This window comes from Mesorhizobium sp. M5C.F.Ca.IN.020.32.2.1, from assembly GCF_004023105.1.
In the GTDB taxonomy this organism is placed as follows: Bacteria; Pseudomonadota; Alphaproteobacteria; order Rhizobiales; family Rhizobiaceae; genus Mesorhizobium; species Mesorhizobium wenxiniae.
The window spans coordinates 1-1497 of the sequence record NZ_RZSX01001197.1; the positions used below are offsets into that span (position 1 = coordinate 1).

Genomic DNA, 1497 nt, shown 5'->3' on the forward strand with positions numbered 1-1497 from the left:
GGCAGGCAGGTCTATATCAACGGGCAGACGGCCGGCGACGTCACCGCGCATCCAGCCTTCCGTCAGACGATCCGGTCGGTCGGCATGCTCTACGACTTCCAGGCGCGGCCGGATAACCGGGCGCTGATGACCTTTGAAGTTCCCGAAAGCGGCGGGCAGCGGGCCAATCGCATCTGGCAGTTGCCGCGCAGCCATGCCGAGCTCGTCGAACGCCGCACGGCGCTGGAAGCCTGGACGGAGCTTCATTATGGCTTTCTTGGCCGCGCCCCAGACCATGTCGCCTCCTGCATTTCCGGCATGTTCATGGGGATCGAGGTCTTCGAGGCCTATGACAAGACGCGAGCCGCGGCCCTCGCCGATTATTACCGCTACGCCCGGGACAACGAACTGTATCTCACCTACGTCATCATCAATCCACAGGCCGACCGCTCGAAGTCCGCGGGTGAGCAGCAAGACCGCTTCCTCACCGCCGGCGTCGTCGACCAGGACGCAGCAGGCCTGACAATCCGCGGCGCCAAGATGCTGGCGACCGGCGGCATCATGGCAAACGAGGTGTTCGTCACCTGCATCCAGCCGCTGCGTGAGGGCGACGAGCCCTATGCTGTGTCCTTCGCCGTGCCGATGAATGCCGGCGGGCTAAAGATCCTGTCGCGCAAATCCTACGAGGAGAGCGCCGCCAGTGTCTTCGATAATCCACTGGCCAGCCGCTTCGACGAGAACGATGCCGTGCTCTACTTCGACAATGTGAAAGTTCCCTGGGAGCGCGTCTTCATCAACGGGGACATCGCCATGTGCCAACGGCAGTTCCATGCCACGCCGGCGCATGTCTTCCAGAACTACCAGGCGCAGATCCGCCTGATGGTGAAGATGCGCTTCCTTGTCGGCATCGCCCGGCGCATCGCCGAGACCAACGGCGTCATTAACTTTCCGCAGGTGCGCGAGATGCTGGGAGTGCTTGCAGCGCAGAACACCATGGTCGACGCGTTGGTACACGCCATGGAGGTGAAGGGCCGCATGCTTGGCGCGTATTTCGTGCCCGACGCCCATACGCTCTATTCGGCTCAGGTGCTGACGCAGCAACTCTATGCCGGGGTAATCCTCGCCTTGCGTGACCTGGCGGGCGGCGGGCTGATCATGCTGCCGTCTTCAGTCCAGGATTTCGCCGATCCGGAGCTGTGCAGTCTGATCGAAAAGACACAGCAATCGCCGGTCAGTTCGTCGAAGGGCCGGGTAAAATTCTTCAAGCTGGCCTGGGATGCGATCGGCTCAGAGTTCGCCTCGCGCCACACGCAATACGAGATGTTCTATGCCGGCGCCACCTTCGTGACTAAGGGGCACAGCTTCCGCACCTTCGACTGGGACCGCTGCACGCAGCTCGTCGACCACATGCTTGACAGCTATTCGCTGGACGACGAGGTCGACCGTGCCGCTCCGGTTGCCGCTTGAGGTTTGCCATGCCGATCCGAAAGGAACACACGGAATTTCACACGATCGACA

The 1497-nt window shown here is 61.9% G+C and carries 1 protein-coding gene; it reads left to right on the forward strand.

Annotated elements, in window-relative coordinates; translation table 11 throughout:
- Positions 1–1446: 4-hydroxyphenylacetate 3-hydroxylase N-terminal domain-containing protein (locus EOA86_RS34295; protein ID WP_128345567.1), on the forward strand; the 1446-nt coding region annotated here is incomplete at its 5' end.
- Positions 1447–1497 lie beyond the last annotated feature (51 nt).